The sequence below is a fragment of the Mesorhizobium sp. WSM4844 genome (assembly GCF_055811775.1).
The window spans coordinates 89,730-104,081 of record NZ_JBVVQB010000002.1 but is presented as its reverse complement, the minus strand read 5'-3'; the positions used below and the strand labels follow the sequence as shown (position 1 = coordinate 104,081).

14 protein-coding genes are annotated in these 14,352 nt (G+C 64.3%); 12 read left to right on the top strand and 2 right to left on the bottom strand.

Features of this window, described 5'->3' with window-relative positions:
• On the top strand, window positions 1-786 hold a 786-nt coding region (locus AC0L2A_RS02680), incomplete at its 5' end, for an MFS transporter (protein ID WP_473607384.1).
• A 21-nt stretch (window positions 787-807) separates the two neighbouring features.
• Here AC0L2A_RS02680 and AC0L2A_RS02675 read toward each other — a convergent pair.
• Window positions 808-1,662 (bottom strand): mechanosensitive ion channel family protein, encoded by an 855-nt coding sequence (locus AC0L2A_RS02675; protein ID WP_473607383.1) that lies wholly within the window; start codon window positions 1,660-1,662, stop codon window positions 808-810.
• Between the two features lie 239 nt (window positions 1,663-1,901).
• Between AC0L2A_RS02675 and rsfS the strand changes: the two genes are divergently transcribed.
• From rsfS to AC0L2A_RS02635, 8 genes are all read left to right on the top strand, one after another.
• On the top strand, window positions 1,902-2,279 hold the full coding sequence (gene rsfS / locus AC0L2A_RS02670) for a ribosome silencing factor (protein ID WP_023800052.1): 378 nt from the start codon (window positions 1,902-1,904) through the stop codon (window positions 2,277-2,279).
• Between the two features lie 81 nt (window positions 2,280-2,360).
• Entirely contained in the window at window positions 2,361-2,843 is a 483-nt protein-coding gene (gene rlmH / locus AC0L2A_RS02665; protein WP_128245917.1) for a 23S rRNA (pseudouridine(1915)-N(3))-methyltransferase RlmH, read from the top strand.
• 146 nt (window positions 2,844-2,989) lie between these two features.
• Window positions 2,990-4,396 carry a murein hydrolase activator EnvC family protein gene (locus AC0L2A_RS02660; protein WP_128245918.1) on the top strand — a complete coding sequence of 469 codons (1,407 nt, stop codon included), beginning with the start codon at window positions 2,990-2,992 and terminating at the stop codon, window positions 4,394-4,396.
• A 1-nt stretch (window position 4,397) separates the two neighbouring features.
• Window positions 4,398-5,723 carry a S41 family peptidase gene (locus tag AC0L2A_RS02655; protein ID WP_473513284.1) on the top strand — a complete coding sequence of 442 codons (1,326 nt, stop codon included), beginning with the start codon at window positions 4,398-4,400 and terminating at the stop codon, window positions 5,721-5,723.
• Window positions 5,724-5,855: 132 nt separating this feature from the next.
• A complete protein-coding gene (locus AC0L2A_RS02650; protein ID WP_473607382.1) occupies window positions 5,856-7,052 on the top strand; it encodes a divergent polysaccharide deacetylase family protein in 1,197 nt (398 codons plus the stop codon).
• A gap of 2 nt (window positions 7,053-7,054) precedes the next feature.
• Window positions 7,055-7,576, top strand: coding sequence for an RNA pyrophosphohydrolase (locus tag AC0L2A_RS02645; protein ID WP_128171132.1), 522 nt, complete (start codon window positions 7,055-7,057; stop codon window positions 7,574-7,576).
• Window positions 7,577-7,665: 89 nt separating this feature from the next.
• Window positions 7,666-8,817, top strand: a complete 1,152-nt coding sequence (gene alr, locus AC0L2A_RS02640) for an alanine racemase (protein WP_473607380.1) — start codon at window positions 7,666-7,668, stop codon at window positions 8,815-8,817.
• 155 nt (window positions 8,818-8,972) lie between these two features.
• Window positions 8,973-10,229, top strand: coding sequence for a D-amino acid dehydrogenase (locus tag AC0L2A_RS02635; RefSeq protein ID WP_473607379.1), 1,257 nt, complete (start codon window positions 8,973-8,975; stop codon window positions 10,227-10,229).
• A gap of 95 nt (window positions 10,230-10,324) precedes the next feature.
• Here AC0L2A_RS02635 and AC0L2A_RS02630 read toward each other — a convergent pair whose 3' ends face one another.
• The gene (locus tag AC0L2A_RS02630; protein ID WP_287224954.1) at window positions 10,325-11,206 is read right to left on the bottom strand and encodes a LysR family transcriptional regulator; all 882 of its coding nucleotides are present in this window, start codon (window positions 11,204-11,206) and stop codon (window positions 10,325-10,327) included.
• Window positions 11,207-11,590: 384 nt separating this feature from the next.
• Between AC0L2A_RS02630 and AC0L2A_RS02625 the strand changes: the two genes are divergently transcribed.
• From AC0L2A_RS02625 to AC0L2A_RS02615, 3 genes are all read left to right on the top strand, one after another.
• Entirely contained in the window at window positions 11,591-13,087 is a 1,497-nt protein-coding gene (locus AC0L2A_RS02625) for a CoA-acylating methylmalonate-semialdehyde dehydrogenase (protein WP_091600217.1), read from the top strand.
• Window positions 13,088-13,419: 332 nt separating this feature from the next.
• Window positions 13,420-13,719 carry a hypothetical protein gene (locus AC0L2A_RS02620; RefSeq protein WP_473607378.1) on the top strand — a complete coding sequence of 100 codons (300 nt, stop codon included), beginning with the start codon at window positions 13,420-13,422 and terminating at the stop codon, window positions 13,717-13,719.
• A 292-nt stretch (window positions 13,720-14,011) separates the two neighbouring features.
• Entirely contained in the window at window positions 14,012-14,326 is a 315-nt protein-coding gene (locus AC0L2A_RS02615) for a hypothetical protein (RefSeq protein ID WP_473607377.1), read from the top strand.
• The last annotated feature ends 26 nt before the right edge of the window (window positions 14,327-14,352 follow it).

Below are 14,352 nucleotides of genomic sequence, written 5' to 3'. Positions count from 1 at the left end.
AAAAACGGGCCCGGGGCCGCGCGGGGGGTGGCCACCCCCTACCCCGCCCCCTCCCCCCCCCCCGGGGGGGGGCGGCGCCCCCCCCCCCCCCCCCCCCCGCGGGGGGCGTCGGTGGCGCTTGGCCGGGCCTGGCGGATTTCGCCGGTCGGCGTCGCCGGCATGCTTGCCGTCGGCGGCCTGTCGATGACGATTTCAGGCTTTGCGCCGATCCATGCCACGGCCAAGGGCTACAGCCAGGCCGATGTGGCACTGCTGCTGTCGGCGATGCCGATCGGCACATTGATCCTGCAGATCCCGCTCGGCTGGATTTCCGACCGCACCGACCGCCGCTTTGTGCTGGTCGCCGCTTCGGCGCTTGCCATGGTGGCGGGCCTGTTCGCGCTGGGCTTCGATGGTGGTGCGCTGGCGGCGCTGGTCGTCATCTATGTGGTCTGGGCCGGCGCGTCGGAATCGATCTATTCGCTGGCCAGCGCACATGCCGCCGACCGCGCCGGCAAGGACGACATGGTGGCGCTGTCCAGTTCGCTGCTGTTCGCGTGGTCGCTGTCCGGCTTCATCGTGCCCGGCATCGTGACCGGGCTTTCCGCCGTCTACGGGACCCAGGCCTTCATCCATGTGGCCATCGTCATTGCCACCGTTTTTTGCCTGTTCGTGCTGTGGCGCGTCGTGGCGATGTCGCCTGTTCCCGCCGCCGAGACCGGCAATTTCGCGCCGATGAGCGCGCAGGCACCGCTGCCCGTCGATCTTGCCTTTCCGTCCGAAGAGCAGCGCCGCGCGGATAAATAGCTATGCCGGGAATCGATCGTCTCACTGTCTGGTGACGGCTTCCTGCCGCGGTGCATCCGGTGGTGGCGCGGGTATAGAAATGCCTTCGCTGTCGAAGGCCTGCTTGGCGCGTTTGGTGAGATCGATCTGGGTCGCGAAGAAATCGGCAGCCGAGGTCCAGTAGCGCAAGGTTATGGCGACGTTGCTGTCGCCGACGGTCGCCACAAAGGCAATCGGCGCCGGCTCCCGCCTGACGCGTCGCTCGGTGGCGGCGACGCCCAGCATGGTCTTTTGAGCGAGATCGATATCGTTCCACGAGCCGATGGTCAGGGTGATATCGGCGCGGCGGACGCCGTTGCGTGTATAATTGCGGACGGGCTGGTTCCACAGCGTCGAATTGGGAGCGAGCACGTAAACGCCTTCGACCGTTCGCAGCGTGGTGGCGAACAGTCCGATTTCCTCGATGGTCCCGGAAATGACCCCGACCTCGACATATTCGCCGATGCGGAATGGCCGCAGCGCCAGCAGCATGATGCCGGCGGCAATGTTCTGCAGCGTGCCCTGCAGCGCCAGGCCGATGGCCAGGCCGATGGCGCCAATGGCGGCAATGATCGAGGTCGTCTGGACGCCGAACTGGCCGAGCACCATGACGACGACGAGGATCAGTATGGCGTAGCGGACGATCCGCGAGAAGAAGTGGCGCAGCGTCGTGTCGAAGCCATGGATATGGCCGAGGCCGGCGTAGATCGAGCGCTGGGCAAGGCCGGCGACGATATAGCCGAGGACCAGCAGGATGACGGCGCCGATGGCCGAGAACGAGTACGAGACGATCAGAGCGCTGAGCTGCGCAAGGCCGGACTGCACGGTGAGGAGAGCGTTCTGAGGGTCGACAGGCATGAGGGGGATCCGATTGGTCAATGCGCCGATAACCCTCGCCAGGCGGCAAGAGTTCCGATTTTTCTTCAACTGCGGAACCGGAAGAACGGTTCTTCGTTGGCTACGGTAGGGTTGCCGTCTTGAAACTGCAACGCAACTCTGCCTATCTAAGGGTGTCACCTGCTTTGAAGGGTGATTTGGTTGTTCTTGCTGCGAAAGGAAATACACTGAGAACAGCACTTTGGAAGAAGGCCGACATCGTGCCTTCGCCGGCCGGGATCAGCGTAAACGACGCCGTGTCCCGCGCCATCAAGACAGTCCTTGCCAGTCTGGAAGACTCCAAGGCCGAAAACATCGTCTCAATCGACATTCAGGGAAAATCGAGCCTCGGTGACTATATGGTCATCGCGTCCGGCCGATCGCACCGTCATGTCTCGGCTGTCGCCGATCATCTCCTCAAGGCGCTCAAGGATGCCGGGCTCGGCACGGCGCGCGTCGAGGGACTGGCCGGCGCCGACTGGGTCCTGATCGATTCGGGCGACATCATCGTCCATGTCTTCCGCCCCGAAGTCCGCGACTTCTACAATCTTGAAAAGATGTGGCAGGCGCCGGACCTCGAGGAAGAGACCCTCCACTGAGCCGTATCGGTTGATGCATGTCGTTTACCAAAAACGGTGACCACTTTTGGTGACATGCATTAGCGGCTCTTCGAGGCAGGGATGAAAATCACCGTTCATGCCGTGGGCCGGATGAAAGCCGGCCCCGAGAAGTTGCTCGCCGACCGATATTTCGAGCGCTTCGCCAAGAGCGGGCCGGCCGTCGGGCTCGAATTCTCAGGGGTCGTCGAGATCCCGGAGGGCCGCGCCCAGACCGCCAACGAGCGTCGCCGCGAAGAGGGCCAGAAACTGCAGGCGCAGTTGCAGCCTGGCACCGCGCTGATGCTGCTCGACGAGCGCGGCAAGAGTTTTTCCTCCGAGGATTTCGCCGGGCGCATCGGCCTGCTGCGTGATAGCGGCCGCAAGGCGCTGGTCATCGCCATCGGCGGTGCCGACGGTCACGACCAGTCGCTGCGCGATCAGGCCGACCTGATGGTGTCGTTCGGTGCGCCGACATGGCCGCACCAACTGGTCCGTGTCATGTTGGGCGAGCAGCTTTACCGGGCGGCTACAATCCTGTCCGGTCATCCCTATCATCGCTCGTGAGCCGTTGCAGGTTCAACCGAAACCGGTGGATTGGCGTCAGCCGCCCGGATTTTCGCCTCAATGCGTCACGAGGCTGTTTTCGGTCGGCGGGCTCTCGAACATGGTTGATTGTTCGTTAACGAAGCCACGCATAGAGTCGGGCTTCAATGGCTGAAGGTTGGAAATCGCGAACGGGCTTTTGGCGCGCAGGCTGCGGCTTGGCAGCGGCGGTGCTTATGCTGTCGCTCGGTGCCGCGCGGGCGCAGAGCAGGCTCGACATGGCGCCTGACCCGGACCAGAGCCGCGCCGAATACGAACGGATATCGCAGGAGATCACGCTGTCGTCGGAGCGGCTGGCCAGGCTCGCCGCCGACATGGCGACTGTCAAGAAGGACCATGCCTCGATCACCGCGGCTCTGATCCAGTCGGCGATGACCGAGCAGAAGCTCGGCCAGGACATCGAGGACATCGGTGCCAAGCTGGAAGGGCTGAAGGGCGACGAGCAGAAAATCCGCGCCTCGCTGGCTGCCAGGCGCGACGTTCTGGCCGAGGTGCTGGCCGCGCTGCAGCGCATGGGGCTCAATCCGCCGCCGGCCATCCTGGTCAAGCCTGAGGACGCGCTGTCGTCGGTGCGCAGCGCCATCCTGCTCGGCGCCGTGGTGCCGGAACTGCGCCAGCAGACCGAGATATTGCTGGCGGAACTCAAGGAGCAGTCACGGGTGACGGCCTCGATCGAGGCGGAGCGGGCGCGGCTGACGGCGGCAGTCGCCGAGCAGACGGCGGAAAAGAAGCGGCTCGGCATGCTGCTCGAAGCCAAGCAGAAGCTCGAAGCCGAGACGCAAACGGCCTTGGCGGCGGAAAAGCAGCGATCCGCGGCACTGGCGGCCAAGGCCGGCAGCCTGAAGGAACTGATCGCCTCGCTCGAGGCCGACAAGGCCCGCAAGGCTGCGGACGCGGCGAAGGCAGCCGAGCAGAAGGCCGCCGAACAGAAAGCCGCGGAGCAGAAAGCCGCGGAGCAGAAGGCAGCGGGCGCCGACAAGGCACCGGCGCAGACGGCTCCGGCACAGAAGGCCCCGGAACAGACGGAACTGGCGGCCCTGCCGGTGCCGGAAGCCAACCGGCTCACCGCCGCGGCGCCGTTTTCGGCGCTTCAGGGGCAGATCGCGTTGCCGGTCACCGGCAAGATCAAGCGGCGGTTCGGGGCCAGCGACGGTAACGGCGCAGTGATGCTCGGTGACATGGTTGCGACACAATCGGGAGCCATCGTCACCGCGCCGGCGGACGGAAATGTACTTTATGCAGGACCTTTTCGCTCTTATGGTCAACTCTTGATCCTGAACGCAGGAGACGGCTATCATGTCGTTCTCGCGGGGATGAGCAGAATCAGCGTCGCGTCTGGCCAGTCGGTGCTCGCAGGAGAGCCGGTCGGCGCGATGGGAGAGGCCCGGGTGGCGAGCACCTCGGCATCGAAGAATGGAAATGCCACGCCGGAACTCTATGTTGAGTTCCGCAAGGATGGAAAACCCGTCGATCCGACCCCATGGTGGGCGGACCGTTTGTCTGGAAGGACGTGAGATGATGCGGAAACTGTCGCTTCTGTTTGCCGGTGCGCTGATGGGCGCATCCGCGATGAGCCTGGTCTATGGCGCGCCCGGCTCGACGGCGAACGCTGCGGGCTCCGAGACCTATAAGCAACTGGCGATCTTCGGTGATATTTTCGAGCGGGTGCGGGCGCAATATGTGACGCCGCCCGACGACAAGTCGCTGGTCGAAAACGCCATCAACGGCATGCTTACCTCGCTCGACCCGCACTCCTCCTATATGAACGCCGAAGAGGCGCAGGACATGCGCGTGCAGACCAAGGGCGAGTTCGGCGGTCTCGGCATCGAGGTCACCATGGAGAACGACCTGGTCAAGGTGATCACGCCGATCGACGATACGCCGGCTGCCAAGGCGGGCGTGCTTGCCGGCGACTATATTGCCAAGATCGACGGCGAGGAGGTTCGCGGCCTGAGCCTCAACGATGCGGTCGAAAAGATGCGCGGGCTGGTCAACACGCCGATCAAGCTCACCATCCTGCGTCAGGGCGCCGACAAGCCGATTGAACTGACGGTGGTGCGCGACATCATCAAGGTCAAGGCGGTCAAGTTCCGGGTCGAGAACGACATCGGCTACATCAAGATCACCTCCTTCACCGAAAAGACCCATGATGATCTCGAGAGCGCCATCGATACCATCGAGAAGCAGGTGCCGAAGGAAAAGCTCAAGGGCTACGTGCTCGATCTGCGCCTCAATCCGGGCGGGCTGCTCGATCAGGCGGTGAGCGTGTCCGACGCCTTCCTCAACCGTGGCGAGATCGTCTCGACGCGCGGCCGCGATCCGAAGGACGTCACCCGCTTCGATGCGCGGCCGGGCGACGATATCGACGGCAAGCCGCTGGTCGTGCTCGTCAATGGCGGCTCGGCCAGTGCGTCCGAAATCGTCGCCGGCGCGCTGCAGGATTTGCGCCGTGCCACGGTCGTCGGCACGCAGTCGTTCGGCAAGGGTTCGGTGCAGACCATCGTTCCGCTCGGCGAGAACGGCGCGCTGCGCCTGACGACGGCGCTCTATTACACGCCGTCCGGCAAGTCGATCCAGGGCAAGGGCATCACGCCCGACATCAAGGTCGACCAGCCGTTGCCGCCGGACCTGCAAGGCAGGGATCTGACGCGCGGCGAGTCGGACCTCAAGGGCCACATCAAGGGCAGCGAGGAGGGCGATGCCGGTTCAGGCTCGGCAGCCTATGTGCCGCCGGAGCCGAAGGACGATCTGCAGCTCATCTTCGCCCAGCAGTTGCTGCGCGGCGAGAAGACCGATCCGGCGTTCCCGCCGAATCCGGACAAGGCTGTGCTGAACCAGTAGGGGCCGTGCTGAACCAGTAAACGTCGATCAGCCGGACAACAGGTCTGGCTGCCTGATCGAAGCGATGTAATGCTGCCGGGGCCGCAAGGCCTCGGCAGTTTGATTCGGGGGAACCGCGGCTGGGGATGCGGCTTGGCTGACATCGGTAGTGACATCGAACGCCCACTCGGGCAGGCCGTCCGGCCGCCACGCGCGGCCCGCAGGATCAGCGCTGGCGTGGTCGCGGCCACTGTCGTGGTGCTGGCCGTGATCGGCGTCTCCGGGGCGATTGCGCTGCGTGAAAGGCCGTTTCGAAAGCCGGAAGAAGTCGCCGTTTCGACGCCGAAGGCGACAGCCGTGGTCGAACCCGCAGCGCCGGTCACTGAGCCGGCGCCGAAGGCCGAAGCAGCGCCCAAGGCGAGCACATCCAAGACAGACGGATCGAAGACGGGCGGGCCGCAGATCATCCACATGCAGGCCGAAGCGGGCGACGGTCCACCCGGGGCCATCGTCATCCACGACCCTTCGACGACCGGCCAAAACCTGAGGATCGCGCATATTCCCGACAGGGCGCTGGTTGAGTCCGGCGAAACCGGTCCGTTGCCGGTTCGTGCTGCCGACGGCAGGCGGCCGTTCGATGTCTATGCGCGACCGTGGTCCGGTGCGCGCGGTGCGCGCGTGGCGATCGTCATCGGCGGGCTTGCCGTGTCACAGACCGGCACGCAGGCGGCGATCGCCAAGCTGCCGGCCGAAGTGACGCTGGGCTTCGCGCCGCAGGGCAACAGCATCGGCCGCTGGATGCAGGCGGCGCGGCAGAGCGGCCATGAGATCGTCATGCAGGTGCCGCTCGAACCGTTCGATTATCCGAATGTCAATCCTGGCCGCAACACGCTGACGGTCGTAGCGACACCCGGCGAGAATTTGGAGAATTTGCGCTGGGCGCTGTCGCGGACGACCAATTACACCGGCGTCATGAACTATATGGGCGCTCGTTTTTCGGCCGATGCGGCGGCGATGGGGCCGCTGATGGCCGAGCTTGGCAGGCGCGGCCTGGCCTATGTCGACGACGGTTCGTCGGCACGCAGCCTGGCGCCCGAACTGGCGTTGAAGAACGGTGTGCCGTTCGCCGCCGGCGACACGTCGATCGACGCCGTGCGCGACCGCGGCGCCATATTGAAGAAGCTGGACGAACTGGAAGCCACCGCGCGGGCGAAAGGCTTTGCCGTCGGCATCGGCTCGGCCTTCGACCTGACGGTCGATACCGTGTCGTCCTGGGTGATCGAGGCCAAGAAGCGCGGCATCGAGATCGTGCCGATTTCGGCAGTGGCGGTGGATCCGGAAAAAGGTTGAGCATGGCGAAGAAAAAACCGGTCGACCCCGAGACGCTGCCCTATCGTCGCTGCGTCGGAGCGATGGTCCTCAACGGAGACGGGCTGGTCTGGGTCGGGCATCGCATTGCCGAGCCGGACAGCGAATTCGCCGGCACGACGCAGCTCTGGCAGATGCCGCAGGGCGGCATCGACAAGGGCGAAGAGCCGCTGCAGGCGGCACAGCGGGAACTCTACGAAGAAACCGGCATGCGCAGCGTCTCGTTGCTGGATGAGGCGCCGAACTGGATATTTTACGACCTGCCGGCCCATCTGGTCGGCGTCGCCTTCAAGGGAAAGTATCGCGGCCAGACGCAAAAATGGTTCGCCTTCCGCTTTCACGGCGATTTGAGCGAGATTGAGATCAATCCGCCGCCGGGCGGCCACACCGCCGAGTTCGACAGATGGGCCTGGCGGCCAATGGAGGAATTGCCCGACCTGATCGTGCCGTTCAAGCGTCAGGTCTATGAGGATGTGGTTGCGGCATTCCGGCACCTGGTTGCGTAGCTTGGCGCAAGCCGAGCTCGCGCCGACCACGGTTGCCGCGTCGGCGCGGTGGCCTTATTGATGGCCAATCCGCTGCAGACGGGATTGGCATGAACGGCATTTCCAAAAAATCTCTTTCTGAAAGGGTCGCCGTCAAAGCCGCGCCGATCAGCGAAGCGGCGGCCGGCGCCATATTGACCGTCGATCTCAGCGCCATCCGCGAAAATTACCGGCGGCTCAAGGCGCGGTTGGGCGGTGTCGGCTGCGCCGGTGTCGTCAAGGCCGACGGCTACGGGCTCGGCGGGCCGCAGGTGGCGGCCGCGCTGGCGGCCGAAGGCTGCGCTGTTTTTTTCGTCGCGCATCTGGCCGAGGGTGCCTTGCTGCGCCAGGCGCTCGGCGCACGGGCGGCGATCCATGTGCTGAACGGCATTCAGCCGGGCGCCGAAAGCGAAGCCGTCGCAGCGGGACTGGGCGCGGTCATCAACAGCGCCGGCCAGCTCGCCGCCTGGCGCGTGGCGGCGCAGCGGGCTGGCCGCAAGCTCAGGGCTGCAATCCAGGTCGACAGCGGCATGTCGCGGCTCGGCATGGCGGCAGCCGAGGTGGAGGCCGTCGCTGCCGACCCGCAGGCTTTCGACGGTATCGACGTCACCTTCGTGATGAGCCATCTCGCGCGCGCCGACGAGCCCGGACATCCGGCCAACGAGCAGCAGCGGCTGGAATTCGAGCGGCTGCGAAGGATGCTGCCAAAGGCGCCGGCCTCGCTCGCAAATTCCTCCGGCATCTTTCTTGGGCAGTCCTTTCACTACGACCTTGCCCGGCCCGGTGCGGCGCTCTACGGCATCAATCCGACGCCAGCGCAGGAAAATCCGATGCTGCCGGTGGTGCGGCTTCAAGCAAAAATCATCCAGACGCGCAGCCTCGAGAGGGGAGCCGGCGTCGGCTATGGCCATATTGTTCACGTCACCGATTCGCTGATCGCCGCAACGATCTCGCTTGGCTATGCCGACGGCTGGCATCGACGTGCGGCCTCGGCCGCCTGGTTCGAAAATGTGCGCTTGCCGTTCCTGGGCCGTGTGTCGATGGATTCGATCGTCCTCGACATTTCGGCCCTGCCGCCCAGCAGGCTGAAGGCGGGCGACCTCGTCGAACTGATCGGCCCGTCGCAGACGGTCGACCAGGCGGCCGGCCACGCCGGCACCATCGGCTATGAAATCCTGACCAGCCTCGGACACCGCTTTCACCGGCGCTATTTGAATGGATAGCGCGCGGGCTTTTTTTTAGGCATGTGTCGTCGTCCCAAAACCTCCTGCGTACTTTTGGGCGACATGCTTGGGCACTTGGCGGACGCGGCAAAATCCGGCAGACAGAAAGCCACGATGCCGCCAGCTGACAAGACATCGTTCTGGAGAACTATGCGATGAAGATCTTCGTGCTGGGCGGCGGCGTCATCGGGGTCACCACTGCTTATTACCTGGCCGAGGCCGGCCATGAAGTGACGGTGATCGACCGCCAGAAGGGCCCGGCGCTGGAAACCAGCTTTGCCAATGCCGGCGAGATCTCGCCAGGCTACGCCTCGCCCTGGGCCGGTCCCGGCGTCCCGCTGAAGGCGATCAAATGGCTGCTGATGAAGCATGGGCCTCTGGTGGTGCGGCCGACTCTCGATCCACATATGTGGGTATGGCTGGTCAGGATGCTGCGCAACTGCACCGCCGAGCGCTATGCAGTGAACAAGGCGCGCATGGTGCCTTTGGCCGAATACAGCCGCGACACGCTGAAAGCGCTGCGCGAGGCGACCGGTATCGCCTATGACGAGCGCAGCAAGGGAACGCTGCAGCTTTTTCGCACGCAACAGCAGCTCGATGGCACAACCGGCGATGTCGAGGTGCTGAAGACATATGGCGTTCCCTACGAGATCCTCGATCCCGACGGCTGCATCGCGGCCGAGCCGGGCTTGGCAGGGATCCGTGAAAAGTTCGTCGGCGGCCTGCGGCTGCCGGGCGACGAGACCGGTGACTGCAAGATGTTCACTGACCGTCTGGCAGAGCTCTGCGCAGCGCGCGGCGTCACCTTTGAATACGATACGTCGATCAGGCGCATCGCGCGCAAGCGCAACCAGATCGCCAATATCAATACGAGCAAGGGATGGAAGGCCGCCGACGCCTATGTGATGGCGATGGGCAGCTATTCGGCAAAGTTCATGCGCTATCTGAAACGACCTATCCCGGTCTATCCGGTCAAGGGTTATTCGATCACCGTGCCGATCAAGGATGCTGCCGCAGCACCGGTCTCGACGGTGATGGACGAGACTTACAAGGTGGCGATCACCAGGCTCGGCGATCGCATCCGCGTCGGTGGCACCGCGGAGATTTCCGGCTTTGACCTGACGCTGCATGAATCGCGGCGGCGCACGCTCGAACATTCGCTCGGCGACCTTTTTCCAGGCAGCGGCGACATGCGGTCGGCGACCTTCTGGTGCGGGTTGCGGCCGATGACGCCGGACGGGCCGCCGCTGATCGGCCGCACCGAGTTTTCCAACCTCTATCTCAACACCGGCCACGGCACGCTCGGCTGGACCATGGCCTGCGGCTCGGCCAAGGTCTTGGCCGACATCATTTCCAGCCGGGTGCCGGACATCGATGTCCGCGATCTCGGACCGGAGCGATACCAGCGGTAGGATCGGAAGGCTTCTTCACGCATTTGAGCGGAGGAACTTGCCGCGTGACTCGGCATCAGTCTCCAGCACACCTCGCCGCGTCAGAGAAAATATCGTCAGACGAACAGGCTCCGCTCCCGTTCCACCGCCCTGGTGATGAAGCTCGCGACGATCTGGACGCGGCGCAGCGGCCTGACCGATTCGTGATAGACCAGCCAGTAGGCGCGGCGAATGGGCGCGACGATGTCGACGGCCACCAGTTCCGGCATCGAGTGGGCGACAAAAGTGTGCAGGATGCCGATGCCGGCGCCGGAGCGCACCGCTTCGGCTTGGCCGAGCGCCGAGGAGATGGCGAAGCTCGTGCGCCAGTCGGCACTGAACTCGGCCGCATAGTCGAGCGAGGGGCTGACGATGAGGTCCGGCACATAGCCGATCAGCGTGTGCCGGCCAAGCTCGGCCGGCGTCTGCGGCAGGCCATGCGCGTCGGCATAGGCGCGGGACGCGAACAGGCCGAGCGTGTAATCGACCAGCTTTCCCGCCACCAGCCTGCCTTCGGTCGGTCGCTCCACGGTGATGGCGATGTCGGCCTCGCGCCTTGACAACGAGAAGGAACGCGGCACCGGCACCAGCTGGATGGTGAGTTCGCGGTGAAGCGCCGTCAGTGCGCCGAGTCGTTTGGCCAGGAAGGCAACGCCGAAACCATCAGGGGCGCCGATGCGCACGGTGCCGGAGACGTCGTCGCCTTCGCCCGCCACGGTCGCGCGCGCGGCGATCATGTCGCCTTCCATGCGCTCGGCGATGTCGAGGAAACGCTCGCCCGCCGGCGTCAACTCGCTGCCGGTGGTCAGCCGGCGAAAGAGTTTTGTGCGCAGCGCATCCTCGAGCGCGGCGACGCGGCGCGAGACAGTGGCGTGGTTCAGCTCCAGCCGCTTGGCCGCGCCAAGTATCTGGCCGGCACGCGCCACCGCAAGAAAGATGCGGACGTCATCCCAGTTCATGAGGAGGGTCCGGATGACAATCGTCGACGTTGCGTTCCGTGGCACCCCCCTCTGTCCTGCCGGACATCTGGGGAGATTGGCAGCTCCGCTGACAGCTCTTCCTTAACAGCGTCGATGTTTGGCGAAGGCAAAGATGACGGCGCAATCTCCCCCCTAGAGGGGGAGATGCCACGTTTTGGCAAGGAGGGCAGGACAGAGGGGGGCGCGAAGGAACTCAATTTCTCAATCCTTGCCGCTAGGACCTGCACCCTATCATTTGCGGCAATTGATGCACAGGCGTCGCTCGCACTCTATTTTCTGCACAACGGTTGCGTTTCCGCTCACGTTGCCATCGGCGGCGCAAAGGCGGACAATGCCGCATCACAAATACAGGGAGAGAAAACCATGATCGACTACGGTCATTTCATCGGCGGCAAGCGTGTCGCCGGGACCAGCGGCCGCAAGCAGGACGTCATGCAGCCGATGGACGGCACGGTGCGCGGCACCGTGGCGCTGGCTTCGCAGGCGGAGCTGCGCGCAGCCGTGGAGAACGCCAAGGCGGCGCAGCCCGGCTGGGCGGCGACCAATCCGCAGCGGCGCGTGCGCGTCCTGATGAAATTCCTCGAATTGGTCGCCCGGGAATATGATGCGCTGGCCGACATTCTGGCGCGCGAGCACGGCAAGACCATCGCTGACGCCAAGGGCGACATCCAGCGCGGCCTGGAAGTGGTCGAGGTCTGCATCGGCGCGCCGCACATGATGAAGGGCGAGTTCACCGACGGCGCCGGCCCCGGCATCGACGTCTATTCGATGCGCCAGCCGCTCGGCGTCGTTGCCGGCATCACGCCGTTCAATTTTCCGGCGATGATCCCGTTGTGGAAGATCGCGCCGGCTATCGCTTGCGGCAACGCCTTCATCCTGAAGCCTTCGGAGCGCGACCCGGGCGTGCCGATGCGCATCGCCGAACTGTTCATCGAGGCCGGCCTGCCGGCGGGCATTCTCAACGTCGTCAACGGCGACAAGGAGGCGGTCGACGCCATCCTCGACGATCCCGATATCAAGGCCATCGGCTTCGTCGGCTCGACGCCGATCGCCCAGTACATCTATTCGCGCGGCTGCGCGGCCGGCAAGCGCGTGCAGTGCTTCGGCGGCGCCAAGAACCACATGATCATCATGCCCGACGCCGACATGGACCAGACCGTCGACGCGCTGATCGGCGCCGGCTACGGCTCTGCCGGCGAGCGCTGCATGGCGATCTCGGTGGCTGTCCCGGTCGGCAACGATACCGCCAATCGGCTGATGGAAAAGCTGGTGCCGCGCGTCGAAAGCCTGAAGGTCGGCCCATCGACGGATTCGTCCGCCGATTTCGGCCCGCTGGTGACGGCGCAGGCGCTGGAGCGGGTCAAGGGCTATGTCGACATCGGCGTCAGGGAAGGCGCCAAGCTGGTCGTCGACGGGCGCGGCTTTTCCATGCAGGGCTATGAGAACGGCTACTATATGGGCGGCTGCCTGTTCGACAACGTGACCGCCGATATGCGCATCTACAAGGAAGAGATTTTTGGGCCGGTGCTCTCGGTAGTGCGTGCGCCGACCTACGAGAACGCGATCAAGCTCGCCAACGATCACGAAATGGGCAACGGCGTCGCCATCTTCACCCGCGACGGCGATGCCGCCCGCGATTTCGCCTCGAGGGTCCAGGTCGGCATGGTCGGTATCAACGTGCCGATCCCGGTGCCGATCGCCTACTATACGTTCGGCGGCTGGAAAGCGTCTTCCTTCGGCGACCTCAACCAGCACGGACCGGACGCATTCCGGTTCTACACCAAGACCAAGACGGTGACCTCGCGCTGGCCGTCCGGCGTGAAGGACGGCGCCGAATTCGTCATCCCGACGATGAATTAGCCGGACGGTTGCTTGTCCTGCGCGTCCTCGCCTTCGGCTGCGGGCGCGCGGGCAGGCGTGAAGGACGGCGCCGAGTTCGTCATCCCGACGATGAATTAGCCAGTCGACAAACAGCTCCAGATTTTATGATTGAAGACGAAAAAGGCCCGGCCAGAGACCGGGCCTTTTTGCCGACTGGTCGCGGCCGCGTGTATGCCTGAACGCTAATGTGATGGAACCAGGCGGACAGCAGAAGCCTTAACTTGCAATCCTGCCGCAAAGGAGACGCGGCAGATCGACCAACGGCGCTGGCGACAGCTTCGGGGGGTACGGCCGGCGCAAGGAGGTGTGAGATGACACGTCTCATGGTGTCGATACTTGGCGCGGCGGCCGCCGCGTTTTCCGCGGCCCCGGCAACAGCAGCCGAACAATGCGCGCCACGAGCCGACATGATCAGGGCGCTCGGCGAGAAGTTCCGGGAAAATCCAACCGCGATCGGCGTCGTCAATCCGAATGTGATTGTTGAAGTCTTCGTTTCCGATCAGGGCACCTGGACCATCCTCGCCAGCGACACACGCGGTCAAAGCTGCGTGGTTTCGGTGGGTGAAGGCTGGGAGAGCGCTGTGAAGACAGCGGCGCTGCCAGGGACCTGAGCCGCCTAGCGGGCGGCAGCCGCCTTAGCATAGCCGCGCGCGCGCAGGCCGCGGTTCTCGGCGACGACCATGAAACGGATCCACAGGCGCCCCAGCGGGCGCCTGCTTGCGCTTTTTTGTTGCCGACACCATATATGGAACATAGTGGGAACATTTTGATTCGTCCCCGCTGATGACAGACCGGAACACGGAAAGGAACGACGCGATGATGATGACGTCGGGACCGGCCTGGATCGTTCCGGCAAAATGAGGGCTCTTCCTTTGCCGGACGTGATGGCAAAGGAGATGCCCTATGGCGCGCAAATCGCTGTTGGTTGGGTTGAAAACCCTCATTCTTGCTGGCGCATTGGCGGTGGGTACCAACGCCGCAAGCGCCCAATATCAATACTGCGTTGAACATCGCGATCTCGTCGCCCACCTGAGCGAGCAGTTCCAGGAAAGACAGTTTGCTTTCGGGCTGATCGGTCAGATGGCGATTATGGAAGTCTATGTCGCCGACAGCGGAAGCTGGACGATCATCGTCACCGACGTCGCCGGCAGAAGCTGCATTGTCGCGGCCGGCGAACATTGGGAAAACGTGGTGGTCCCGACCGACCAGGACGCATGACGAATTGAGCGATGCTCAGCGCCTGT

Coding starts and splice junctions, on each gene's coding strand:
- AC0L2A_RS02675 (WP_473607383.1), bottom strand. CDS start 1,662: ATGCCTGTCGACCCTCAGAACGCTCTCCTCACCGTGCAGTCCGGCCTT.
- rlmH (WP_128245917.1), top strand. CDS start 2,361: ATGAAAATCACCGTTCATGCCGTGGGCCGGATGAAAGCCGGCCCCGAG.
- AC0L2A_RS02660 (WP_128245918.1), top strand. CDS start 2,990: ATGGCTGAAGGTTGGAAATCGCGAACGGGCTTTTGGCGCGCAGGCTGC.
- AC0L2A_RS02655 (WP_473513284.1), top strand. CDS start 4,398: ATGATGCGGAAACTGTCGCTTCTGTTTGCCGGTGCGCTGATGGGCGCA.
- AC0L2A_RS02645 (WP_128171132.1), top strand. CDS start 7,055: ATGGCGAAGAAAAAACCGGTCGACCCCGAGACGCTGCCCTATCGTCGC.
- alr (WP_473607380.1), top strand. CDS start 7,666: ATGAACGGCATTTCCAAAAAATCTCTTTCTGAAAGGGTCGCCGTCAAA.
- AC0L2A_RS02635 (WP_473607379.1), top strand. CDS start 8,973: ATGAAGATCTTCGTGCTGGGCGGCGGCGTCATCGGGGTCACCACTGCT.
- AC0L2A_RS02630 (WP_287224954.1), bottom strand. CDS start 11,206: ATGAACTGGGATGACGTCCGCATCTTTCTTGCGGTGGCGCGTGCCGGC.
- AC0L2A_RS02625 (WP_091600217.1), top strand. CDS start 11,591: ATGATCGACTACGGTCATTTCATCGGCGGCAAGCGTGTCGCCGGGACC.
- AC0L2A_RS02620 (WP_473607378.1), top strand. CDS start 13,420: ATGACACGTCTCATGGTGTCGATACTTGGCGCGGCGGCCGCCGCGTTT.
- AC0L2A_RS02615 (WP_473607377.1), top strand. CDS start 14,012: ATGGCGCGCAAATCGCTGTTGGTTGGGTTGAAAACCCTCATTCTTGCT.